Annotated in this window: 18 protein-coding genes and 1 pseudogene; 11 read left to right on the top strand and 8 right to left on the bottom strand. The window is 68.6% G+C overall.

Translation table 11 applies throughout. The features are described 5' to 3' along the window. Window position 1: 1 nt before the first annotated feature. Both E3U25_RS06540 and E3U25_RS06535 read left to right on the top strand, forming a co-directional pair. Window positions 2-199, top strand: a complete 198-nt coding sequence (locus E3U25_RS06540; protein WP_116220883.1) for a hypothetical protein — start codon at window positions 2-4, stop codon at window positions 197-199. A 200-nt stretch (window positions 200-399) separates the two neighbouring features. After that, on the top strand, window positions 400-603 hold the full coding sequence (locus E3U25_RS06535) for a hypothetical protein (RefSeq protein WP_147304469.1): 204 nt from the start codon (window positions 400-402) through the stop codon (window positions 601-603). A gap of 280 nt (window positions 604-883) precedes the next feature. Here the strand turns inward: E3U25_RS06535 and E3U25_RS06530 are convergent, their stop codons facing one another. Continuing rightward, window positions 884-1,087: a Lar family restriction alleviation protein gene (locus E3U25_RS06530; RefSeq protein ID WP_116220886.1), complete on the bottom strand. Its 204-nt coding sequence runs from the start codon at window positions 1,085-1,087 to the stop codon at window positions 884-886. A 139-nt stretch (window positions 1,088-1,226) separates the two neighbouring features. Between E3U25_RS06530 and E3U25_RS06525 the strand changes: the two are divergent. From E3U25_RS06525 to recG, 3 genes and pseudogenes are all read left to right on the top strand, one after another. Further along, window positions 1,227-1,424, top strand: a pseudogene (locus E3U25_RS06525) (winged helix-turn-helix domain-containing protein); the annotation flags it as partial. Window positions 1,425-1,547: 123 nt separating this feature from the next. Further along, window positions 1,548-3,845 (top strand): NAD-dependent DNA ligase LigA, encoded by a 2,298-nt coding sequence (gene ligA, locus E3U25_RS06520; RefSeq protein WP_116220888.1) that lies wholly within the window; start codon window positions 1,548-1,550, stop codon window positions 3,843-3,845. After that, window positions 3,821-5,932: an ATP-dependent DNA helicase RecG gene (gene recG, locus E3U25_RS06515; protein ID WP_116220889.1), complete on the top strand. Its 2,112-nt coding sequence runs from the start codon at window positions 3,821-3,823 to the stop codon at window positions 5,930-5,932. Before ligA ends, recG begins: the two co-directional genes overlap by 25 nt. Window positions 5,933-6,305: 373 nt before the next feature. On the opposite strand, the gene E3U25_RS06510 is transcribed toward recG, so the two are convergent. Beyond that, on the bottom strand, window positions 6,306-6,740 hold the full coding sequence (locus E3U25_RS06510; RefSeq protein WP_116220890.1) for an iron-sulfur cluster assembly scaffold protein: 435 nt from the start codon (window positions 6,738-6,740) through the stop codon (window positions 6,306-6,308). 60 nt (window positions 6,741-6,800) lie between these two features. Between E3U25_RS06510 and hisI the strand changes: the two genes are divergently transcribed. Beyond that, a complete protein-coding gene (hisI, locus tag E3U25_RS06505) occupies window positions 6,801-7,160 on the top strand; it encodes a phosphoribosyl-AMP cyclohydrolase (protein ID WP_072463542.1) in 360 nt (119 codons plus the stop codon). Here hisI and gluQRS read toward each other — a convergent pair. From gluQRS to E3U25_RS06490, 3 genes are all read right to left on the bottom strand, one after another. After that, complete coding sequence (gene gluQRS, locus E3U25_RS06500; RefSeq protein WP_166435395.1) at window positions 7,149-8,012, bottom strand: tRNA glutamyl-Q(34) synthetase GluQRS; 864 nt, start codon at window positions 8,010-8,012, stop codon at window positions 7,149-7,151. The genes hisI and gluQRS overlap by 12 nt on opposite strands. Next, entirely contained in the window at window positions 7,991-9,331 is a 1,341-nt protein-coding gene (gene trmFO / locus E3U25_RS06495; RefSeq protein ID WP_116220892.1) for a methylenetetrahydrofolate--tRNA-(uracil(54)-C(5))-methyltransferase (FADH(2)-oxidizing) TrmFO, read from the bottom strand. Before trmFO ends, gluQRS begins: the two co-directional genes overlap by 22 nt. 117 nt (window positions 9,332-9,448) lie before the next feature. Further along, a complete protein-coding gene (locus E3U25_RS06490; RefSeq protein ID WP_036754782.1) occupies window positions 9,449-10,078 on the bottom strand; it encodes a 50S ribosomal protein L25/general stress protein Ctc in 630 nt (209 codons plus the stop codon). Window positions 10,079-10,261: 183 nt separating this feature from the next. Here E3U25_RS06490 and E3U25_RS06485 point away from each other — a divergent pair, with 183 nt between their 5' ends. After that, window positions 10,262-11,263: an acyltransferase family protein gene (locus tag E3U25_RS06485; RefSeq protein WP_240540431.1), complete on the top strand. Its 1,002-nt coding sequence runs from the start codon at window positions 10,262-10,264 to the stop codon at window positions 11,261-11,263. Between the two features lie 35 nt (window positions 11,264-11,298). On the opposite strand, the gene E3U25_RS06480 is transcribed toward E3U25_RS06485, so the two are convergent. Both E3U25_RS06480 and E3U25_RS06475 read right to left on the bottom strand, forming a co-directional pair. Beyond that, window positions 11,299-12,462, bottom strand: coding sequence for an alpha-hydroxy acid oxidase (locus E3U25_RS06480; protein ID WP_116220894.1), 1,164 nt, complete (start codon window positions 12,460-12,462; stop codon window positions 11,299-11,301). Window positions 12,463-12,472: 10 nt separating this feature from the next. Beyond that, the gene (locus tag E3U25_RS06475; protein ID WP_243700213.1) at window positions 12,473-12,829 is read right to left on the bottom strand and encodes a hypothetical protein; all 357 of its coding nucleotides are present in this window, start codon (window positions 12,827-12,829) and stop codon (window positions 12,473-12,475) included. Window positions 12,830-12,909: 80 nt separating this feature from the next. Here E3U25_RS06475 and E3U25_RS06470 point away from each other — a divergent pair, with 80 nt between their 5' ends. The 3 genes from E3U25_RS06470 to rpoD all read left to right on the top strand — a co-directional run bounded on the left by E3U25_RS06470 (window position 12,910) and on the right by rpoD (window position 17,601). After that, entirely contained in the window at window positions 12,910-13,494 is a 585-nt protein-coding gene (locus tag E3U25_RS06470; protein ID WP_036754636.1) for a TetR/AcrR family transcriptional regulator, read from the top strand. A gap of 39 nt (window positions 13,495-13,533) precedes the next feature. Continuing rightward, window positions 13,534-15,477, top strand: coding sequence for a DNA primase (dnaG, locus tag E3U25_RS06465; protein ID WP_114535341.1), 1,944 nt, complete (start codon window positions 13,534-13,536; stop codon window positions 15,475-15,477). Between the two features lie 141 nt (window positions 15,478-15,618). After that, entirely contained in the window at window positions 15,619-17,601 is a 1,983-nt protein-coding gene (rpoD, locus tag E3U25_RS06460) for an RNA polymerase sigma factor RpoD (RefSeq protein WP_036754631.1), read from the top strand. A 57-nt stretch (window positions 17,602-17,658) separates the two neighbouring features. Here rpoD and E3U25_RS06455 read toward each other — a convergent pair whose 3' ends face one another. Then, window positions 17,659-18,207: an NADPH-dependent FMN reductase gene (locus E3U25_RS06455; protein WP_072463534.1), complete on the bottom strand. Its 549-nt coding sequence runs from the start codon at window positions 18,205-18,207 to the stop codon at window positions 17,659-17,661. A 167-nt stretch (window positions 18,208-18,374) separates the two neighbouring features. On the opposite strand from E3U25_RS06455, the gene E3U25_RS06450 reads away from it, so the two are divergent. After that, window positions 18,375-19,814, top strand: a complete 1,440-nt coding sequence (locus tag E3U25_RS06450; protein WP_244294901.1) for a DNA recombination protein RmuC — start codon at window positions 18,375-18,377, stop codon at window positions 19,812-19,814. Window positions 19,815-19,838: the final 24 nt, after the last annotated feature.

The raw sequence follows: 19,838 nt of genomic DNA, 5'->3' as shown, positions 1-19,838 counted from the left end.
CATGTTTCTTTACATCCGCATCGCGCTCTACGCGTTCTTCGGCTGGCTGGCCGGGGCAGGGGTCGGCTCCATCGATCCGACAGGGCAGGTGTTCAGCATCGAAATTGACCGGCTGGCCGAATGGCTGGTGAGCGGCCTTGGTATCGTCGGCACCTTCGCGGCCTCGCGCGTGGCGAAGCGCATGGGGGGTCGGACATGAGCTATATCCCCGATTGGCAATCATCCATCCTGCTTGATGCTGTGTGGCGGCGGTTGGGCAAATGACCGCGTGGCTTCTCACCATCCTCGGGGCCATCGCCGCCGCCGTGGCTGCGTTCCTGCGGGGCCGGTCGCGGGGCAGGGCGGACGCACAGGCGCGAGAGGATGCGGCCTATCGTGAGACAAGGGAAAGGATCGACCATGCGGGCAATGACGTGGACAGCGCTTCTGACGCTGATGTTGACCGCCGCCTGCGCGACCACGCAAAGCGATAGCGCGGTCTGTGCTGGGACGTCCGAGGCGGCGCGCGCCCATGCCGATGCGCTGCTAATCGACGGTGGGCCCCTGAGCAAGCGCACGGGGCTGGTGCTGCTGGATAAGCGCAAGGCGGGCTGTCACCCCTGACACCGGGCGCGGTGGAGGTCGAGGGCGGCGCGACATTGCCTCACCATGGGCTCGATGCGATCTGCCATTGGCCCCTCAACGTATCCGGCTGCCCGATCCAACGCCTCCGCCAGCGCGTCAGCATGCGCCCGCTCGTCGGATAGGGCGGCGCGGATGGTCGAGATAGTATCAGCGTAATCGCAGTTGCAATCGGGGTCATGCAGCCCTCTGTCCTTGTAGGCGGGGTGGCATCTGCACCGCACCAGATCATCCAGTTCCGCGAAAGCTTGCTCCACGTCACTCATCGCGCGTCCTCCGGGGGCTGATAGCGCCGGTTCCAAGCGGCGATGGCCTTGGCTTTGGTCGGGAAATACCCGAGATTGCAGCCGCAAAACTTGCATTGCGGGCACCGGCTCTGAACGGTCATGTCACCGAACTTGGCCTCGTAATCATTCAACCATGCCTCTGCCCCGCAGAACGGGCACGGTTTTAGTTCCTCGCTCATGTCCTCTCCTTCTGGTCGCGGGGGTGGCTCATGGCGTCATTCCTCTGTGGTGGGGCGTTTCAAGATTCCCGATTCGGTCCCGGTTTGTCCTGCCCGATATTTCAGCCATCGGCATTGATTCCGTTGGTCTTTCCATACGTTCCTGAACCATCTTTACGGCGGCATGGACGAGCCCGAGCTGAAGATCATCGACGTCTTCGTCTGCAAGCTGCGCAAGAAGCTGGCGGCGGCGATGAACGGCGAAAGCCATATCGAGACGGTCTGGGGCAGGGGCTATGTCCTGCGCGACCCGGCCTCCGAGACGCAGAACCCCGAACGCATGGCCCTGCGCGCCTGAGCCCGGCGGGGCTTCGGGGTCGCGGAAGACCGTGGGGCCGGGCGCTGGACAACCCGGCCTTCGCCCCGGTATCACCTGCTGCGCAGATCACGGCCCGCAAGGCCGACAGAAGGCGGAGGGCAGATGGCCGGAGATGACGAGGATCGGGCGGTTCCGGCGGGGGAGCCGGCAGCGCCGGCTGCGGCCCTGCCGCCCGTCTCCAGCCTGGACGCCGAGGCCGCCGAGGCCGAGCACGCCCGGCTGAGCGACGAGGTGGCGCGGGCGAACCTGGCCTATTACCAGGAAGATGCGCCCTTCATCAGCGATGCCGAATACGACGCCTGCAAGCGCCGGCTGGAAGAGATCGAGGCGCGCTTTCCCCATCTTGCCCATCCCGGCAGCCCGACCGAGCAGGTCGGCGCCACGCCCGATACGCGCTTTGCCAAGATCCCGCATCGCCTGCCGATGCTGTCGCTGGAAAACGGCTTTACCCAGGGCGATGTCGAAGCCTTCGTGCAGCGGGTGCGCTCATTCCTGAACCTCGCCCCCGGCGCGGCGCTGGAGATCACCGCCGAGCCCAAGATCGACGGGCTGTCGCTGTCGCTGCGCTACGAAGGCGGGCGGCTGGTCCAGGCCGCGACCCGCGGCGACGGGGCGGTGGGCGAGAACGTGACCGCCAACGCCCGCACCATCGCCGACATTCCCGGCCAGCTTGCCGGCGACGACTGGCCCGACGTGCTGGAGATCCGCGGCGAGGTCTACATGTCGCATGTCGATTTCGAAAAGCTGAACCAGTCTGACAGCGGCCGGGTCTTTGCCAACCCGCGCAATGCGGCGGCGGGCTCGCTGCGCCAGCTCGACCCTGCGGTGACGGCATCGCGGCCCCTGCGCTTCTTTGCCTATGCCTGGGGCGAGGTCAGCGCGCCCTTTGCCCGCACGCAGATGGAGGCGGTGCGGCGGATGCAGGATTTCGGCTTCCAGACCAATCCGCTGACCCGGATCTGCGCCTCGGTCCAGGACATGCTGGCCGCCTGGGCCGAGATCGAGCAGATGCGCGCGACCTTGGGCTATGACATCGACGGCGTGGTCTACAAGGTGAACGACCTTGGCTATCAGGCGCGGCTGGGCATGCGCTCGACCACGCCGCGATGGGCGCTCGCGCACAAGTTCCCGGCCGAGCGCGCCTGGACCCGGCTGGAAGCCATCGACATCCAGGTCGGCCGCACCGGCGCACTGAGCCCGGTGGCGCGGCTGCATCCGGTGACGGTGGGCGGGGTCGTCGTCTCGAACGCCACCCTGCATAACGAGGATTACATCGCCGGCCGCGGCGCCGACGGCAGCGAGATCCGCGGCGGCAAGGACATCCGCATCGGCGACTGGGTCGAGGTCTATCGCGCCGGCGACGTGATCCCCAAGGTCGCGGACGTGGACCTGGCCAAGCGCCCGCCCGAGGCCGCGCCCTATGCCTTTCCGGCCACCTGCCCGGAATGCGGCTCGCCCGCGATCCGGGAAGAGGGCGATTCGGTCCGCCGCTGCACCGGCGGGCTGATCTGCCCGGCCCAGGCGGTCGAGAAGCTGCGCCATTTCGTCTCGCGCGCCGCCTTCGACATCGAGGGGCTGGGCGCCAAGCTGGTCGAGGAGCTGTTCCGCGACGGCTGGATCGCCGAGCCGGCCGACATCTTTACCCTGGAGGACCGCTATGGCCCCGGCCAGCCCCGGCAGCTGAAGAATCGCGAGGGCTGGGGCGAGAAAAGCGCCGCGAGCCTGTTCCAGGCCATCCAGAAGCGCCGCGAGATCCCGCTGGCGCGGCTCTTGTTCGCGCTCGGGATCCGCCATGTCGGCGAGGTCGCGGCGCAGGATCTGGCCCGCCATTACGGCAGCTGGCAGGCGCTGGAGGCGGCGCTCGACACCGCGCGCCCGGCCGCCATCGCCCATCGCGCCGCCGAGGAGGCGGTCCAGGCCGAACGCGAGGCCGCGCAGGCCGAGGGCCGTCGCGCCCGCCCCGCGGAGGCGCGCGCCGCCGCCTTGGCGCAGGCCGACCTGCCGGCCGATGCGGCGAATGCCTGGGCCGGGCTGATCGCCGCCGACGGCATCGGCCCGGTGCTGGCCATGTCGCTTTCGGACGCCTTTGCCAATGAGCGCGAGCGGGCGGCGATCGACCGGCTGGTCGCGCATCTGACCGTGCTGCCGCCCGAGGCGCGCGCCACCGACAGCGCCATCACCGGCAAGACGCTGGTCTTTACCGGCACGCTGGAAAAGATGACGCGGGCCGAGGCCAAGGCGCGGGCCGAGGCGCTTGGCGCCCATGTCGCGGGCTCGGTCTCGGCCAAGACCGACCTGCTGATCGCCGGGCCGGGCGCGGGGTCGAAGGCGAAGAAGGCGGCCGAGCTTGGCATCAAGGTCATCGACGAGGACGAATGGCTGGCGATCGCCCAGGGGTGACGGGCCGGCCGCCGGCGCTGTTCCCGCTGTTCGCGGGCGTCGAGACCCTGCCCGGTGTCGGCCCGCGCGCGGCCGAATCCTTTGCCCAGATGGGCGTGACGCGGCTGCGCGACCTGGTCCTGACCCTGCCGCATTCCGGCATCCGCCGCCGCCCGATCGCCCGACTTGTCGAGGCCCGCCCGCCCGAGATCGTCACCGTGGCCGTCACCGTGCAGCGCCACAGCCCGCCCACGGCCAAGGGCCGGCCCTGGCGGGTGCTTTGCTCGGACGGCAGCGCCGACCTGCTGCTGGTCTTCTTCCATCCGCGCAAGGACTGGATCGAAAGCCAGCTGCCCCTGGGCGCGCGGCGGCTGGTGTCCGGCAAGGTCGAGCTGTTCGACGGCGTGGCGCAGATGGTGCATCCCGACCATATCGGCGCCGAGGGTGTGGCCCCGCCGCCGGAATTCGAGCCGGTCTATCCGCTCTCGGGCCGGCTGACCCAGGGGGTGGTGCAAAAGGCGGTGGGGGCCGCGATGGCGCGGCTGCCGCAGGCGGGCGAGTGGATCGACGCCTCGGTCCTGGCGCGCGAGGGCTGGCCGGCCTGGGCCGAGGCGCTGGCCCGCGCCCATGCGCCCCAGGGGCCGGCGGGCCTGTCGTCGACCGATCCGGTGCGCGCGCGGTTGGCCTATGACGAGCTGTTCGCGCATCAGATGACGCTGGCGCTGTTGCGGCGCGACCGGCGGCGGCAGGCGGGGCTGTCCACGCAGGGCGACGGCCATCTGCGCGCCAAGGTGCTGGCCGGGCTGCCCTGGCCGCCGACCGGGGCGCAGGCCCGCGCGGTCGAGGAGATCGCCGGTGATATGGCCGCGCCGCGGCGGATGAACCGGCTGCTGCAAGGCGATGTCGGCGCCGGCAAGACGCTGGTCGCCTTCCTGGCGCTGCTGGTCGCGGTCGAGGCGGGCGGGCAGGGCGTGCTGATGGCCCCGACCGAGATCCTGGCGCGCCAGCATTTCCGCGCGCTGGAGCCGCTCGCGCGGCTGGCCGGCATCCGGCTCGAGGCGCTGACCGGCCGCGACAAGGGCGATGCGCGCGCCAATATCCTGACCGACCTGGCCGAGGGCCGCATCGACATCCTGGTCGGCACCCATGCGGTGATCCAGAAATCGGTCGAGTTCCACGACCTGCGGCTGGCCATCGTCGACGAGCAGCACCGCTTCGGCGTCAACCAGCGCATGGAACTGGGCGCCAAGGGCGGGCACCAGCCGCCCGACATGCTGGTGATGACGGCGACGCCGATCCCGCGTTCGCTGGCGCTGGCGCAATTCGGCGACATGGACCTGTCGGTGCTGGACGAAAAGCCCGCGGGGCGGCAGCCGATCCGCACCACGGTGATCTCGGACGCCCGCATGGCCGAGGTGGTGGCGCATCTGGCCCGCGCGCTCGAGGGTGGGGCGCGGGCCTATTGGGTCTGCCCGCTGGTCGAGGAAAGCGAGGCGGTGGACCTGACCGCGGCCGAGGCGCGCTTCCAGGAGCTGCGGGCGCGATTCGGCGCGCAGGTGCGGATGGTGCATGGCCAGATGCCGGCCGAGGAACGCGATGCCGCCATGGCCGATTTCGCCGCCGGGCGGGCGCGCATCCTGGTCGCGACCACGGTGATCGAGGTCGGCGTGGACGTGCCCGAGGCGACGATCATGGTGATCGAGCGCGCCGAAAGCTTCGGCCTGGCGCAATTGCACCAGCTGCGCGGCCGGGTCGGGCGCGGTTCGGGCGCGTCGAGCTGCCTGCTGATGTATCACGAGCCGCTGTCGGAAACCGGGCGGCGGCGGCTGACGATCCTGCGCGAGACCGAGGACGGTTTCCGCATCGCCGAGGAAGACCTGGCCATGCGCGGCGCCGGCGACGTGATCGGCACGGCGCAATCCGGCCTGCCGCGATTCCGCATCGCCGACCTGGAACGCCAGGCCGGGCTGATGGCCCTGGCGCGCAAGGATGCGCAGAGCTTCCTGGAGCGCGACCCTGCGATGGAGAGCGAGCGCGGCCAGGCGGTGCGGCTGCTTCTGTGGCTGATGGAACAGGACCGCGCCATCCGCCTGATCACCGCCGGATAGATGTTCGCAGGATGTTCTTAAAAAGTTCTTTACTTTGTTCCCGACTCATGAGAACAAACCATAAACGAACCGTGGAGAGACCTCATGACCCGCGAATCCCTCTCTGACCTGCTCGGCACCGTCGCGATCTCGGTGACGGCGATCATCCTGTTTTCGCTGCCTTCGATCCTGGCAGCCTGATCCCTACTGCCCCGCGCAATCGACGGCCCTTCGCCTGGGGCCGGTCCCTTTCCCCGGACGATCCTGCGCGCAACTGCCGGTCCCCTGCGGGCCGGCTTTCTTTTTTTATCGCCTCCGGCGGGAGTATTTGGGGAACGAAGAAGCCGGGCGGGGCGCGCCTCCGGCGGGGGTATTTGGGGAACGAAGAAGCCGGTCAGGCCGAGGCGTCGATGGCGCCCAGGAGCGCCTCCCAGGCCAGCAGGATCGAGGCGTGGCGGTTCGGGAATTCGCGGGCGGGCAGCAGCGCCTCGAGTTCCTCGAAGGGGGCGGCGGGGGCGGGGCCGCCGGATTTCAGCATGGCCTGCAATTCGTCGCGGGCCTGCGCGATCTCGGCCCGTGTGCGGCCGAGCGCGGTGCGGCCCAGCACCCCGGCCGAGGCCTGGCCCAGGGCGCAGGCCCGCACCTCTTGCGCGAAATCGGCGATGCGGCCGTCCTGCATCGCCACATGTGCCGTCACCGACGAGCCGCATTGCGGCGAACGGCGATGGGCGCTGCCTGTCGCATGGTCAAGCTTGCCCAGATGCGGGATGTCCGAGGCCAGCGCCAGGATGCGCCGGGAATAGAGCTGCATCAGGTCGCTGTCGGACATGGTCTTTTCCCTTGCTGCCGCCCGGTCTAGATAGGGACGGTGCAGCCGAAAGGAAAGCCGATGTTCGACCCCGCCAGCCTGAAATATGACGCGAAGGGCCTGATTCCCGCCATCGCGCAGGATCATCGGAGCGGCGAGGTGCTGATGATGGCCTGGATGAATGCCGAGGCCGTGCAGCGGACGCTGGAGACGGGACGCGTCACCTATTGGTCGCGCTCGCGCCAGGGCTTCTGGGTCAAGGGCGAGAGTTCGGGCCATGTGCAGAAGCTGGTGGAGTTGCGGGTGGATTGCGACCGCGACTGCCTGCTGCTGCTGGTGGACCAGCATGGGCCGGCCTGCCACACCAACCGGCGCAGCTGCTTTTACACCGCCATCCGCGAGGGGGCGGAGGTCGTCATCATGGAGCCGTCAGAAGCCTAGCCGGCGGCGGATCTCGTCGGCGCTGATGCCTTCGTCGCGGAACAGCTTCAGCGCGCGGGCGTCGTCGCGCTTGGCCAGCCGCTTGCCCTGGTCGTCTCGGATCAGCCGGTGGTGGTGATAGCGCGGCGTCGAAAGCTCCAGCAGTTTCTGAAGAAGCACATGGATCCATGTTGAATCCAGAAGATCTTTTCCGCGCGTGACCAGGGTGATGCCTTGGGCGGCATCGTCCACCACCACCGAAAGGTGATAGCTGGTGCCCATGCCGCGCCGCGCCAGAACCACATCGCCGATGCCGGCGATGAAATCCTGCGCCGACAGCCGGTGCGGCAGGCCGGGGGCGACATTCTCGTCGAGGAAGGCGATCTCGTCGAGGCCGAGGTGCCGGAACGCGCGGGCGGCGTCCAGGCGGATGGCGTCGTCCGGCCCGGCATCCGCCATGGGGCAGTGGCGGCAGGTGCCGGGATAGACCGGGCCGTCCGGGCCGATGGCCGGCGCCGCACCTTCTTGCGGGGCGGAAAGCGCCGCGCGGATGTCGGCGCGGCGGCAGCGGCAGGGATAGGTCAGGCCAAGCGCCGCCAGCCGGTCGAGCGCCGCCTGATAGGCGGGCAGGCGTTCGGACTGGCGCATGACCGGCTGCGGCCAGTCGAGGCCCAGCCAGTGCAGATCCTGCGCGATCAGCGCCTCGTATTCCGGGCGGCAGCGGGATTGGTCGATGTCCTCGATCCGCAGCAGGAACTGGCCGGGATCGGCCAGCCGCGCGGCGGTCAGCGCCGCGAAGGCATGGCCCAGATGCAGGGGGCCGGTCGGCGAGGGGGCGAACCGCGTCCGGTTCAACTCTGCCCCGCAAGCCATTCATTAAAATCGGCTTTTGCCCGGTCGGTATAGGCCGGGTAGCGGTCCTTGCGCCCCTTGCGGCCGCCGCGCATGGCGTCCAGCGGCGGGTAGAGGCCGAAATTCACGTTCATCGGCTGGAAGGTTCTGGCATCCGCGCCGCCGGTGATGTGGTTGACCAGCGCGCCCATGGAACTGGTCGCGGGCGGCGGCGGCAGGTCGCGCCCCAGCGCCTCGGCCGCGGCCATGCGCCCGGCGAGCAGGCCCATGGCGGCGCTTTCGACATAGCCCTCGACCCCCGTCACCTGGCCGGCAAAGCGCAGGTTCGGACGCGCGCGCAGCCGCAGCCGGTCGTCGATCAGCCGCGGCGAATTCAGGAAACTGTTGCGATGGATGCCGCCCAGACGGGCGAAACTCGCGTCCTGCAATCCGGGAATACGCCGAAAAACATCCACTTGCGCGCCATATTTCATCTTGGTCTGGAAGCCGACGATATTGTAGAGCGTTCCCAGCGCATTGTCGCGGCGCAGCTGCACCACGGCATGGGGCTTTTCCGCCGGGTTATGCGCATTGGTCAGGCCGACCGGCTTCATCGGGCCGTGGCGCAGGGTCTCGCGGCCGCGCTCGGCCATCACCTCGATCGGCAGGCAGCCGTCGAAATAGCCGGCCGTTTCTCCCTCGTGGAACTCGGTCTTGTCGGCCGCCAGCAGGGCGTCGATGAAGCCCTCGTAATCCGCGCGCGTCATCGGGCAGTTGATATAGGCGGTGCGCTCTTCCTCGGTCTCGCCCTTGTCGTAGCGGCTTTGGCGCCAGCAGATCGACATGTCGATGCTCTCGGCATGGACGATGGGGGCGATGGCGTCGAAGAAGGCAAGTGAGCCCTCGCCGGTCAGGTCGCGGATCGACCGGCCGAGCGCGTCCGAGGTCAGCGGGCCGGTGGCGACGATCCAGCGCCCCTCGGAGGGCAGGCTGCGGATCTCGCCGGGCTGGAAGCTGACCAGCGGCTCGGCCTGCAGCGCCTGCGTCACCGCCTGCGAGAAGGCGTCGCGGTCCACGGCCAGCGCGCCGCCGGCCGGCAGGCGGTGGCGGTCGGCCATGGCCATGATCAGCCCGCCCGCCGCCCGCATCTCCCAATGCAGCTGGCCCACGGCGTTCATGCGGTCGTCGTCCGAGCGGAAGCTGTTCGAGCAGACCATCTCGGCGCAATCGCCGGTGCGGTGGGCGAAGGTCGCGACCTGGGGCCGCATCTCGTGCAGCACCACCGGCACGCCGGCGCGGGCGATCTGCCAGGCGGCCTCGGACCCGGCAAGGCCGGCGCCGATGATATGGATCGGTTCCATGGTTTTCCCCTTCGCGTCAGGCGCGATCTCCTAGCAACCGCGGGCCATGACGGCAAGAGAAAGGGCGGCGCCCGCAGGGGTGCCGCCCGATGTGATTCGCCTTGCCTGGGCCTGCGATCAGGCCTCGGTGGCCTCGCCTTCGGCAGCGGCGGCTTCCTCGTTGTCGGCCGAACGCAGGCCCGAGGGCGCCGCGATATTGGCGATGACGAAATTGCGGTCGATGGTCGGCTTCACGCCGGCGGGCAGCACCACGTCGTTGATGTGGATGGTGTCGCCGATCTGCTTGCCGGTCAGGTCCACGGTGATCTGCTCGGGGATGTCCGAGGCGGTCACGACCAGTTCGACCTCGGGGCGCACCACGACCAGCGTGCCGCCGCGCTTGAGGCCGGGGGCGGCTTCCTGGTTTTCGAAGTTCACGTGGATGAACAGGTTCACGCGGGTGTTGCGGTGCAGGCGCATGAAGTCGATATGCGTCGGCAGGTCCTTGACCACGTCGCGCTGGACGCCGCGGCAGACGACGCGCACGTCGTCCTGGCCGTCGATCTTCAGGTTCCACAGCGTGGACATGAAGCGACCGGCGCGCAGCTTGGTCAGCAGCGAGTTGAACTCGATTTGGATCGGCTGCGGCTCCTTGCCGTCGCCATAAACGATGCCGGGCACCTTGCCTTCGCGGCGAGCTTGGCGGGCGGCCCCCTTGCCTGTCCCCGCGCGTGCCTCGGCCACCAGATCCGGGATCTCTTTGGCCATGATGGTATTCCTTTGTTGACGGTTCGCGGCCATCCTCCAAGGGTGCATGGCCGAATGCGGGCCTATAGCGCGACGTCAGATGGATGTGAAGCGAAAAAACACTTGCATGCGAGGGGAAAAAGGCTTGTCAGATGGCCCTCGCGGTTGCAGAGCATTGCAGCACACGGGGCCGGGGTTTTCGCGTTGCATCGTATTCATTCGCTGGACTATCTCAAGCTGGGATTGGCGGTCCTGGTTGCCTTTGCCCATACCTACTGGCTGCAGTCGCACATGACGCCCAGGCTGTTCATGATCGGCAACGGGCTGATGCGGGTCATGGTGCCGGCCTTCTGCATCGTGGCGGGCTATTTCCTCTATTCTGCGGTGGCGCGCGACAAGGGCAACAAATGGCTGGCCCGCGTGGCGGCGCTCTACCTGTTCTGGATGGCGGTCTATCTGCCCTTCTGGCTGAACGAGGTGCATGGGCTGGTCTCGCTGCTCAAGACCCTGGCCTGGGGCTATTTCCACCTGTGGTTCATGGCCGGCATCCTGGTCGCCGGGGCGGTGATCCTGCTGCTGCGCGGCATCGCCCGCGCGCTGGCGCCGGCCTATGAATACCGCATCCTGCTGGCGGCCGCGGCGGTCTGCGCCGCGACCGGGCTGGTGCTGCAATATGTCGCCCTGTCGGGGATCGCGCCTATCGGCGTCAAGAAATTCTCGAACGGCCTCTTCATGTGCTTTCCCTTCGTGGCCATCGGCTATCTCTGCGGCCGGCGCATGGCGCGGCTGGGGATGGCGGGGCTGCCGCCGCGCTGGCTGGTGCTGGCCGCCACCGCCGCCGGGGCCGGGCTGCTGATGGCCGAGGCCTGGCTGGTGCAGGCCTGGCGCAGCGACCAGGTGATGCTGGACATCCCGATCAGCTCTTACGTCGCGGCGCCGGCCCTGTTCGTGGCGGTGCTGGGCACGGCCATGCCGCAGCCGCCGATCCGGCTGGATCCGATCTCGGCCATGATCTATTTCATGCATGTGATGGCGCTGCATCTGGCCCGCTCGCTGGGTTTCGAGCATCTGGGCGAGCTGATGCTGTTCGCGCTCGGCCTGCCGACGCTGGCCGCGCTGCTGCTGGGCCGGCTGCCGATCCCCGGCTTCGGCAAGGACAGGAAGCGTGGGCGGGGCGAACGGCCCCGGCCCGATCCCGCGCCCTAGCCTGACATTCTAGCCCGACATTCTAACCCGGCACCCTAGCTCCAGGGCTGCAGGAAGTCCTGCGGCACCAGCAGGTTGTGGCGGTCGAGATTCTTGACGTCCCGCTCGCCGCAGAGCGCCATGGTGATGTCCAGCTCCTTCTGGATCACCTCCAGCGCGCGGGTCACGCCGGCCTCGCCCATGGCGCCCAGCCCATAGATGAAGGCGCGGCCGATATGGGTGGCATGTGCCCCCATGGCCAGCGCCTTCAGCACGTCCTGGCCCGAACGGATGCCGCTGTCGAGATGGATCTCGACCCGGTCGCCCACCGCCTTGACGATCTCGGGCAGCATGCGGATGGAACTGACCGCACCGTCCAGTTGCCGGCCGCCGTGGTTGCTGACGATGATCGCATCGGCGCCGAAATCCGCGGCGATGCGGGCGTCCTCGGGGTCGTTGATGCCCTTGAGGATCAGCTTGCCGCCCCAGAGGTCGCGGATGCGGGCGATCTTGCCCCAGTCGAGCTGCGGGTCGAACTGCTCGGCCGTCCAGGCGACCAGCGACGAGGGATCGCCCACCCCTTTGGCATGGCCGACGATATTGCCGAAGAAGCGGCGCCTGGTCTGCAGCATCTCGATGCCCCAGCGCCATTTCGTCGCCAGGTCCAGCAGCACCGGCAGGGTCAGCCGCGGCGGCGCGGACAGCCCGTTCTTCAGATCCTTGTGGCGCTGGCCCAGGATCTGCAGGTCCAGCGTCAGCACCAGCGCCGAGCAATGGGCACGCCGGGCCCGCTCGATGATCGCCTCCAGGAACTCCTGGTCGCGCATCACGTAAAGCTGGAACCAGAACGGCGCCTGGGTCGCCTGGGCCACGTCCTCGATCGAGCAGATCGACATGGTCGAAAGCGTGAAGGGCACGCCAAAGGCTTTCGCCGCCCGCGCCGCCTTGATCTCGCCATCGGCGCATTGCATGCCGGTCATGCCGACCGGGGCCAGCGCCACCGGCATGGCGACCTTCTGCCCGATCATCGTGCTTTCGGTGGTGCGCCCGGTCATGTCCACGGCGACGCGCTGGCGCAGCTTGATGCGCTGGAAATCGCTGCAATTGTCGCGGAAGGTGCCCTCGGTATAGCTGCCGCTTTCGCAATAGTCGTAGAACATGCGGGGCACGCGTCGGCGATAGATCGCCTTCAGGTCGTCGATGCAGGTGATGACCGGCATGGGCTTCTCCTCAGTTCGGCGGGCAATCGGCGCTGCCCTCGGGGCAGTCCTCGGCCGGGGATTGCTGCGACAGCGCCTTGGCGCGGGCGCGCAGGGCCTCGGCGCGGCGCTGCAATGCGGCGTCGCCCGCGGCGGGCGCTGCGCCGGCGCGGGCGGCAAGGGAGCGGCCGCGCGCATCCAGCGCGTTGCCCGCCGCCGCGGGGTCGCGGCCGGCATCGGTGGCATGGCCCGGCAGGGCCGGCTCGGCCAGCAGCCGGTCGGTCGGCATCAGCTCGGGATAGTCGCCTACCATGTCGCCGCATGCGGCAAGGCTTGCCAGCGCCAGCGCGCCCCAGATCCGCCCCATGCCGTTCCCCTGAAAATTCATGTGCCGGACCATAGGCCTGCGGGGGTGGCGAGGGCAAGATGTGCTCTTTTCTTGGCGCGGCTGGCCGCCTAGAAGGCGGCATGGCAAGAACCCAGGGCTCGAAGGCAGAGATTACCGGACCGCTGGTCCGCGACGCCGCGCGCAGGCTGTTTGCGCGCCACGGCTATGCCGCGGTCTCGATGCGCCAGATCGCGGCCGAGGTCGGCGTGCAGGTCGGCACGCTCTACAGCTATACCGCCGACAAGCAGGCGCTGCTGGCCGACCTGCTGCGGGTGCATATGGAAGAGCTGCTGGCCGCCTGGCGCGACGATCCGGCCCGGCCCGCGCTCGACCGGCTCGAGGCGTTCCTGCGCTTTCACATCCAGACCAGCCTGGAGCGCCCCGAGGCGGTGTTCCTGTCCTATATGGAGCTGCGCAACCTGACGCCCGAGAACCGCGCCGAGATCGCCGCCCTGCGCCGCCGCTACGAGGATGCGCTGGAGGCGATCCTGATCGCCGGCGAAGCCGAGGGCGCGATGGCGGTGCCCGACACGCGGCTGGCCACCATGGCGCTGATCGCCATGCTGACCGGCGTCACCAACTGGTATCGCGAGGGCGGCCGGCTGGACCAGGAACGGGTGGTCGCGGTCTATCGCGAATTGGTGCGCGGCGCGGTGGGTGCATGACCCTTTGCAACCGGCCGGCGTGATCCGATATAAGACGGCATGAGCCTGCCGCCGCAATTCCTTGACGAGATCCGCGCCCGCGTGCCTTTGTCGCGCGTGATCGGGCGCAAGGTGGTCTGGGATCTGCGCCGCTCGAATCAGGCCAAGGGCGATTGGTGGGCGCCCTGTCCCTTCCACGGCGAAAAGACCGCCTCCTTCCATGTCGACGACCAGAAGGGCTTCTATTACTGCTTCGGCTGCCACGCCAAGGGCGATGCGCTGACCTTCCTGCGCGAGGCCGAGGGGCTGGGTTTCATCGAGGCGGTCGAGCTGCTGGCCGCCGAGGCCGGCCTGCCGATGCCCGAGCGCGACCCCCGCCAGGTGCAGCGCGCCGACCGCCGCACCGAGCTGGTCGAGGTCATGGAACAGGCGGTGCGCTGGTTTCGCATGCAGCTGGGCATGGGCCCGGCCGAGGCGGCGCGGGCCTATCTGGCCCGGCGCGGGTTGGACGAGGCCGCCTGCGAAGCCTTCGGCATCGGTTTCGCCCCCGACCAGCGGCAGGGCCTCTACAACGCCCTGCGCGCCAAGGGCATCGCCGAGGCGCTGATCGTCGAGGCCGGGCTGGCGGCCAAGCCCGAGGATGGCGGCGCCTCCTTCGACCGCTTTCGCGGCCGCATCATCTTTCCGATCCGCGACGGGCGCGGGCGCTGCATCGCCTTCGGCGGCCGGGCGATGGACCCGAACGCGCGGGCGAAATACCTCAACAGTCCCGAGACGCCGCTCTTCGACAAGGGGCGCAACCTCTACAATATCGGCCCGGCGCGGGCGGCGGTGGCCAAGGGCCGGCCGCTGGTGGTGGCCGAGGGCTACATGGACGTGATCGCCCTGGTCCGGGCGGGTTTCGAGGGCGCGGTGGCCCCGCTGGGCACCGCGATCACCGAGGACCAGCTGCGGCTGATGTGGCGCATCTCGCCCGAGCCGGTGATCGCGCTCGACGGCGACCAGGCGGGGCTGCGCGCGGCGATGCGGCTGATCGACCTGGCCCTGCCGATGACCGGGCCGGGGCAGGCGCTGCGCTTTGCCTTCCTGCCGCAGGGGCTGGACCCGGACGACCTGATCCGCGCCCGCGGGGCAGGGGCGATGGGCGCCGTGCTGGACGAGGCGCGGCCGCTGGTCGACCTGCTGTGGCGGCGCGAGACCGAGGGACGGGTCTTCGACAGCCCCGAGCGCCGCGCGGCGCTGGACAAGGCGCTTGCCGAGGCGGTGGCCAAGATCCCCGACAAGGACACCCGCGACCATTACCACGCCGTGCTGCGCAACCTGAAATGGGAGCTGTTCGGCAACCGCCGCCGCGCCGATGCGCCCGCGGCCGCGCGCCCGGCCCGCGACTGGCCCCGCGACTGGCAGGGGCAGGGGCGCAATGCCCGCTTCCAGCCGGTCGCGCCGGCGGCGCCCACGCGCGCCTCGCGGCTGTCCTCGCCCGACATGGACGGGCAGCAGGCCGAGGCGCTGGTCGAGGCCATGGTGCTGGCGATCTGCGCCACCCATCCGGGCCTGATCGCCCCGGTCGAATCGCGGCTGGAGCGGCTGGAGCCGCAAGATGCGGACCGCGCCGCGCTGATCCACGACCTGCTGTCGGGCACGCAATCCCAGGCCGGGCAGCGCGCCCTTGAAAGCATCATGGCCGACCCCCATGTGAGGGCGGCCCCGGCGATCCTGCGTCCGCATGACGGCGATGCCGCCGCCGGCATCCTTGCCAATGCCCTGGACCGGATCGAGGCCCGCCGCGCCGCGCGCGAGGAAATCGCCCGCGCCGAGGCCGAGATCGAGGGCCTGGCCGACGAAGGCCTGACTTGGCGCATGGCGCAATCCGCCCGTGCCCGCCAGCAGGCCGACCACCCCTCGCTGGCCGACCTGTCGGACCTGGGCGAGGACAGCGACGCCTATCGGGCCATCCTCGATGCGGCGCTGAAGAACGAGATCTGGCGCAAGCCGCGCCGCTGAAAGGCGCGCGAATCGCCTGCGCCGAATCACCCCGGCCGGCGCCGGGTCGCAGGCTTTGAATCGCCGGCGATTCGCGCTAGAACCGGCCGATAGCCGATCCCGATTCGCCGATTCGCGAATCACCGCTTCAAGGGAGCCAGCATGGCAGCCAACGACGAAGACCAGAAGCCCGAGGCCAAGGACGACGATCCTTCGCTGGACATGTCGCAGGCCGCGGTCAAGCGCATGATCGCCGAAGGGCGCGAGCGCGGCTTCATCACCTATGACCAGCTCAATGCCGTCCTGCCGCCCGAACAGGTCAGTTCCGACCAGATCGAGGATGTCATGTCCATGCTGTCGGAAATGGACATCCGCGTGGTCGAGAACGACGAGGAGGCCGAGGAGGCCGAACCGGGCGGCGAGCTGACCACCACCGGCTCGGGCTCGCGCGAGCTGACCGTCGCCACCGCCGAGACGGAAAAGCTGGACCGCACCGACGACCCGGTGCGCATGTATCTGCGCGAGATGGGCTCGGTCGAGCTGCTGTCGCGCGAGGGCGAGATCGCCATCGCCAAGCGCATCGAGGCCGGCCGCAATACCATGATCGCCGGGCTTTGCGAAAGCCCGCTGACCTTCAAGGCCATCACCATGTGGCGCCAGGAGCTTCTGGACGAGGACATCCTGCTGCGCGACGTGATCGACCTCGAGACCACCTTCGGCCGCTCGATGGACGAGGACGGCGAGGAAGAAGAGGTTCTGCCGACCGAGACCCGTCCCGCCGCAGGCAACGGTGCCGCGCGCGAAGAGGAAGAGTTCGACGCCGACGGCAACCCCATGGGCCGCGAGGAGGACGAGGACGAGGACGACGGCCAGAACCTGTCGCTGGCCGCGATGGAAGCCTCGCTGAAGCCCAAGGTGCTGGAGACGCTGGAGGCCATCGCCCGCGGCTACGAAGAGCTGTCGCACATGCAGGACAACCGCATGTCGGCGACGCTGAACGAGGACGGCACCTTCTCGGCCGCGCAGGAAAGCGCCTATCAGGAGCTGCGTTCGCGCATCGTCGCGCTGGTGAACGAGCTGCACCTGCACAACAACCGCATCGAGGCGCTGGTCGACCAGATCTATGGCATCAACCGCCGCATCGTCACCATCGATTCCAACGTGGTGAAGCTGGCCGATGCCGCGCGCATCAACCGGCGCGAATTCATCGACGCCTATCGCGGCAGCGAGCTGGACCCGACCTGGGTCGAGCGCATGATGCAGCACAAGGGCCGCGGCTGGCAGGCGCTGTTCGAGAAATCCCGCACCCAGGTGGAAAGCCTGCGCGCCGAGATGGCCATGGTCGGCCAGCATGTCGGCGTGGACATCGAGGAGTTCCGCCGCATCGTCAGCCAGGTCCAGCGCGGCGAAAAGGAATCGCGCCAGGCCAAGAAGGAAATGGTCGAGGCGAACCTGCGCTTGGTGATCTCGATCGCCAAGAAATACACGAACAGGGGCCTGCAATTCCTTGATCTCATTCAGGAAGGCAATATCGGCCTGATGAAGGCCGTGGACAAGTTCGAGTATCGCCGCGGCTACAAGTTCTCGACCTATGCGACCTGGTGGATCCGCCAGGCGATCACGCGAAGCATCGCCGACCAGGCCCGGACCATCCGCATCCCGGTCCACATGATCGAGACGATCAACAAGCTGGTGCGCACGGGGCGGCAGATGCTGCACGAGATCGGCCGCGAGCCCACGCCCGAGGAACTGGCCGAAAAGCTGCAGATGCCGCTGGAAAAGGTCCGCAAGGTGATGAAGATAGCCAAGGAGCCGATCAGCCTCGAAACCCCGATCGGGGACGAGGAGGACAGCCAGCTTGGCGATTTCATCGAGGACAAGAACGCCGTCCTGCCGCTCGACTCGGCCATTCAGGAAAACCTGAAGGAGACGACGACGCGGGTGCTGGCCAGCCTGACCCCGCGCGAGGAGCGGGTTTTGCGGATGCGCTTCGGCATCGGCATGAACACCGACCACACGCTGGAAGAGGTCGGCCAGCAGTTCAGCGTCACCCGCGAACGCATCCGCCAGATCGAGGCCAAGGCGCTGCGCAAGCTGAAACATCCCAGCCGGTCGCGCAAGCTGCGGTCCTTCCTGGACCAGTAACCGCCCGGATCAATGAAAAAGGCCGCGCCCCAGGGCGCGGCCTTCGTCGTTCCGGGCTCAGCCGTGCTTTTCGATCCAGTCCACGAAGGCATCGACATAGGCTTGCAGGAACTTCGCGGTCTTTTCGTCGGTGACGCTGCCGTCGGCGGCATGGGCCTCGGCGTGCCACTGGATATAGGCCTCGGGCATGCTCATCATCACCGTGCCGACATGGACCAGGTCGTTTTTCAGCCGCGCCTGCGCCAGCGCCGCGCCGATCACGCCGGGCGAGGTGCCGGTGACGGCCGCGGGCTTGCCCTTCCACGAGTTCTGGCCATAGGGGCGCGTCGCCCAGTCGATCGCGTTCTTGATGACGCCCGGATAGCTGCGGTTGTATTCCGGCGTGATCGCCAGCACCGCGTCGGAATGCTCGATCCGGTCCTTGAGCCGCAGAACCGATTCGGGCGGATCGGCCCAAAGGTCGTCGTTGTAATGCGGCAGATCGCCGATATGCAGCAGGTGGAACTGCAACCGGCCCTCGGCCAGTTTCTGCAATGCCTTCATCAGCTTGTGGTTGAGCGAATCCTTGCGCAGCGACCCCACCATGACGGCGACGGACTTGACCATGCCTGATCTCCTCTTGCGGTTTTCAGGGGCAAGCTAGGGATGCAACCGGCGCGAGGGAAGGGGGCCTTGCGCTTGCATTCTGGGGGAAAAAGGTGAACAGTCCCCGGCAAGCGACGCGAAACCGCGGTTGGGACAAGGCGCAGGGGCCGATGGGCGAGGCGGAAAAAATGCAGGCATGGCTGGCGGATGCGGGCAATCTGCGGCTGCTGTTGGTCGCGGCGCTGGCGGCGCTGGCGCTTTGCCTCGTTGCGCTGTGGCGAACGCGGCGTTCGGCAGCGGCGGATGCCGTGCTGGCCCGGCGGCGCGAGGCCGAGTTGCAGGCGCGCTGCGATGCCGAATCGGCCGGGCTGCGCGACCAGCTTCTGGCCGTCAGCCGGCTGGAGACGCGGGCGGAATCGCTGACCCAGCGCCTGCAGGAGCTGGTCGAGGAGCGCGACGGGCTGAGCGATGCGCTGCATCGCGAAAGGCAGGCGGTCTCGCGGCTGGAGCGCGACCTGGCGGAAACCCGGCTGGCGGCGCAGAAGGACCGCGAGGCGGCCGAGCGCGACATCGCCACCCTGCGCGAATTGCGCGAGGAGATGACCGGCCAGTTCCGCCTGCTGGCCAACGAGACGCTGAAATCCCAGGGCAGCGAGATGCAAAAGGCGCATGGCGAGCAGCTTTCGGCCCTGCTGACTCCGTTTCGCGACCAGGTCCACCGCTTCCAGACCGAGCTTCAGGCCCGCAACAAGGCCACGGACGAGGAACGCGCAAGGCTGCGCGAGCAGATCGAATACCTGCACAAGCGCTCCGAGGACATCTCGCGCGAGGCGGTGGCGCTGACCCGCGCGCTGAAAGGCGACAGCCAGAAGCGCGGCGCCTGGGGCGAGATGATCCTCGAGCGCATCCTCGAGGATTCCGGCCTGATCGCCGGCACGCATTACGACACGCAGTCGAGCCATCGCGACACCGACGGCAAGCTGTGGCGGCCGGACGTGATCGTGAAGATGCCGCAGAAGAAGCTGCTGGTGATCGACAGCAAGGTCTCGCTGAACGCCTATGAAGAGGCGGTGAATGCCGAGGACATGCCGACCCGCGACGCCGCGCTGCGTCGGCACGTCGCCTCGGTTCGCGCCCATGTCGCCGGGCTTGCCGCCAAGGGCTACCAGGCGCTGGACGAGGGCTCGGTCGATTACGTGCTGATGTTCATCCCCGTCGAGGGCGCCTTTTCCGAGGCGCTGCGCGTCGATCCCGACCTGGCGCGGCACGCGATGGAGAGCCGGGTGGGGCTGGCGACGCCGACCACGCTGATGCTGACCCTGCGCACGGTGGATCACATCTGGACGGTCGAGCGGCGCGAGTCGAACGCCATGGCCATCGCCGCCCGCGCCGGCCAGCTTTACGACAAGCTGCACGGCTTCGTCTCGGCGGTCGAAGATGTGGGCAGCGCGCTGGAGCGGGCGCAGAAAAGCCACGCCACCGCCATGGACCGGCTGACCCGCGGGCCGGGCAACGTCATCCGCCAGGCCGAGATGCTGCGCGACCTGGGCGCGCGCACGCAAAAGCGGATCGTACTGGACCATGACGGCGTCGAGTCGCTGGAAGCGCCGGGCGAGGCGGCGGAGTAGCTCATTGGGTATTTGTGCAACGGA

Source organism: Paracoccus versutus, assembly GCF_029909795.1.
Taxonomy (GTDB): domain Bacteria; phylum Pseudomonadota; class Alphaproteobacteria; order Rhodobacterales; family Rhodobacteraceae; genus Paracoccus; species Paracoccus versutus.
Note: the sequence above shows the minus strand (reverse complement) of the source record. Positions and strands in the feature narration are given on the sequence as shown.

Bases quoted from the DNA above. Each gene is read 5' to 3' on its own strand.
- E3U25_RS06510 (WP_116220890.1), bottom strand. From the start codon at position 6,740: ATGTCCGACAGCGACCTGATGCAGCTCTATTCCCGGCGCATCCTGGCG.
- E3U25_RS06535 (WP_147304469.1), top strand. From the start codon at position 400: ATGCGGGCAATGACGTGGACAGCGCTTCTGACGCTGATGTTGACCGCC.
- gluQRS (WP_166435395.1), bottom strand. From the start codon at position 8,012: ATGGCTTGCGGGGCAGAGTTGAACCGGACGCGGTTCGCCCCCTCGCCG.
- ligA (WP_116220888.1), top strand. From the start codon at position 1,548: ATGGCCGGAGATGACGAGGATCGGGCGGTTCCGGCGGGGGAGCCGGCA.
- trmFO (WP_116220892.1), bottom strand. From the start codon at position 9,331: ATGGAACCGATCCATATCATCGGCGCCGGCCTTGCCGGGTCCGAGGCC.
- E3U25_RS06470 (WP_036754636.1), top strand. From the start codon at position 12,910: ATGGCAAGAACCCAGGGCTCGAAGGCAGAGATTACCGGACCGCTGGTC.
- E3U25_RS06540 (WP_116220883.1), top strand. From the start codon at position 2: ATGTTTCTTTACATCCGCATCGCGCTCTACGCGTTCTTCGGCTGGCTG.
- E3U25_RS06455 (WP_072463534.1), bottom strand. From the start codon at position 18,207: ATGGTCAAGTCCGTCGCCGTCATGGTGGGGTCGCTGCGCAAGGATTCG.
- E3U25_RS06490 (WP_036754782.1), bottom strand. From the start codon at position 10,078: ATGGCCAAAGAGATCCCGGATCTGGTGGCCGAGGCACGCGCGGGGACA.
- hisI (WP_072463542.1), top strand. From the start codon at position 6,801: ATGTTCGACCCCGCCAGCCTGAAATATGACGCGAAGGGCCTGATTCCC.
- E3U25_RS06530 (WP_116220886.1), bottom strand. From the start codon at position 1,087: ATGAGCGAGGAACTAAAACCGTGCCCGTTCTGCGGGGCAGAGGCATGG.
- rpoD (WP_036754631.1), top strand. From the start codon at position 15,619: ATGGCAGCCAACGACGAAGACCAGAAGCCCGAGGCCAAGGACGACGAT.
- E3U25_RS06480 (WP_116220894.1), bottom strand. From the start codon at position 12,462: ATGCCGGTCATCACCTGCATCGACGACCTGAAGGCGATCTATCGCCGA.
- E3U25_RS06450 (WP_244294901.1), top strand. From the start codon at position 18,375: ATGCAGGCATGGCTGGCGGATGCGGGCAATCTGCGGCTGCTGTTGGTC.
- E3U25_RS06475 (WP_243700213.1), bottom strand. From the start codon at position 12,829: ATGAATTTTCAGGGGAACGGCATGGGGCGGATCTGGGGCGCGCTGGCG.
- recG (WP_116220889.1), top strand. From the start codon at position 3,821: ATGGCTGGCGATCGCCCAGGGGTGACGGGCCGGCCGCCGGCGCTGTTC.
- dnaG (WP_114535341.1), top strand. From the start codon at position 13,534: ATGAGCCTGCCGCCGCAATTCCTTGACGAGATCCGCGCCCGCGTGCCT.